The organism is Neisseria sp. P0021.S005 (assembly GCF_051956955.1).
In genome coordinates this window covers 1-2,173 of record NZ_JBQCWY010000523.1, presented here as the reverse complement: position 1 = coordinate 2,173, position 2,173 = coordinate 1, and the positions used below count along the sequence as shown (strand labels likewise).

At 48.7% G+C, this 2,173-nt stretch carries 1 pseudogene; it reads left to right on the top strand.

The window, feature by feature from the left end:
- Nucleotides 1-312: 312 nt before the first annotated feature.
- Nucleotides 313-2,082, top strand: a pseudogene (gene ggt, locus ACTHUE_RS16395) (gamma-glutamyltransferase).
- The last annotated feature ends 91 nt before the right edge of the window (nt 2,083-2,173 follow it).

The following is a 2,173-nucleotide window of genomic DNA, read 5'->3' as shown; positions in this document are numbered from 1 at the left end:
ATGATATTGAGTGCAGACACAGCTTGTTGATAACTTTGATTACAAAAATTTTTCAAATACTTAGCTGATATTTTTTGATGAGGATAAAGTATTGTCGGCCTTGTTTGCAGATGTGGATAAAAATTTCCTACTGCTTTATTCTGTGGGTAACTTTTTGCCTGTGCACAATCTTAGCCTGTTTTATACTTCTCCAATTGGAACTGATTGACTAGAGAAATAGTCAAATGGTTTTTTATTTCAAGTTATTTTCATATTTCCTTTTATTTAAGCTGGGAAAAGGCCGTCTGAAAATATTTCAATAAGGGTGTGCATATGAAGTTTTCCTTTAGTATTAACCTGTTATCCGTTTTGATTTTGGCCGCTTGTGCGCAACAGCCGGTTCAAAAGCCTCAAGTTTCCCTGCCCTCTGTATCTGTGGATAACCATGCGCCGGAGCAAGGAACAGGGCTGACGGAGCAGAAATTAATCCGCGCCAAGCATTATATGGCGGCGTCTGCCAATCCGCTGGCAACTGAAGCCGGTTATGAAATTTTGAAGCGCGGCGGCAGTGCGATAGATGCGATGATTGCCATGCAGACAACTTTGGGACTGGTTGAGCCGTAGTCTTCCGGATTGGGCGGCGGTGCGTTTCTGGTGTATTGGGACAATAAGGCGAAAAAGCTGACGACGTTTGATGCCCGTGAAACAGCGCCGAAAGCGGCAACACCGGAACTTTTCTTGGATGAAAACGGCAAACCGATGGGCTTTATGAAAGCGGTGGTCGGCGGCCGTTCGGTCGGTGTGCCGGGGATTACGAAGCTGCTGGAAGATGTCCACAAGCGTTATGGCAAATTGCCGTGGGCAAGTTTGTTTGAGAAACCGATTACTTTGGCGGAACAAGGTTTTGCTGTTTCTCCGCGTATGGCGAAATCCATCGAGCAAAATTTAGACCCCTTGCAACGTTATCCGCAAACCGCCGCTTACTTCCTGCCTGACGGCAAACCTTTGGCTGCAGGAACGGTTTTGAAAAATCCTGAATTTTCGCGTTCTGTGCGCCTGTTGGCGGAAAAAGGCAGTGCGCCGTTTTATCAGGGAATGCAGGCGCAAAATATTGTCCGTGCCGTTACCGGTGCTGTGGATAATCCCGGCAAAATCAGCATGGCGGATTTGAAAAACTATCAAGTTATCGAGCGTCAACCGGTTTGCGCGCCGTATCGTGAATATGAAGTTTGCGGCATGGGCGCGCCAAGTTCGGGCGCGATTGCTTTGGGTGAGATTTTGGGCGTCTTACAAAATCAGGATATGAGGGCGTTGGGATCGGAAAATATTCACAGTTGGCGCTGGATAGGCGATGCGTCACGGATTGCTTTTGCCGACCGCGATTATTATGTCGGCGATCCTGCGTTTGTGAATGTTCCGACCCGAGCCATGATTTCTCAGGCTTATTTGAAACCGCGTGCCGAAGAAATCCGCAAGGCTGACAAGGCATTGGAAACTATTCAGGCAGGCAAGTTCGGCAAGGAATACGCGCAAGGCATGGCGGTCGAGCTGCCGTCCACCAGCCATTTGGTGGTTGTGGATAAAGACGGCAACGTCGTGTCGATGACGACTTCGATTGAAAACGCGTTCGGTTCGGGGCTGATGGCAAACGGCTATCTGCTCAACAACGAATTAACCGATTTTGCCTTCAATCCTGTCGGAGAGGACGGTAAAACGGTGGCAAACAGCGTTGCCGGTGGAAAACGTCCGCGTTCTTCGATGGCACCGACCATTGTGATGAAAGACGGAAAACCTTATATGGCGGTCGGTTCGCCGGGCGGCAGCCGCATTATCGGTTTCGTCGCTAAAACACTGGTGGCGCATATCGACTGGGGTATGGACATTCAGACGGCAATTTTACTGCCGAATATGCTCAATCGCGGCAGCCAGTATGAAATTGAGGATAAAACAGCGGCTGCGGATAAAGCGGCTGCGTTGGAAAAATTGGGCTACAAAGTCCAAATCCGCGATTTGAATTCCGGCGTACAAGGCATTGTAATCGGCAAAGACGGTTTGCTCGGTGGTGCCGACCCGCGCCGCGAAGGCAAGGTTATGGGCGATTGATATTGTCGGTTTGACATGAAAAAGGCCGTCTGAAACCAAGTTCAGACGGCCTTTTTAGTTTGGGAAAATATATGGATAAGATGTGTATAAG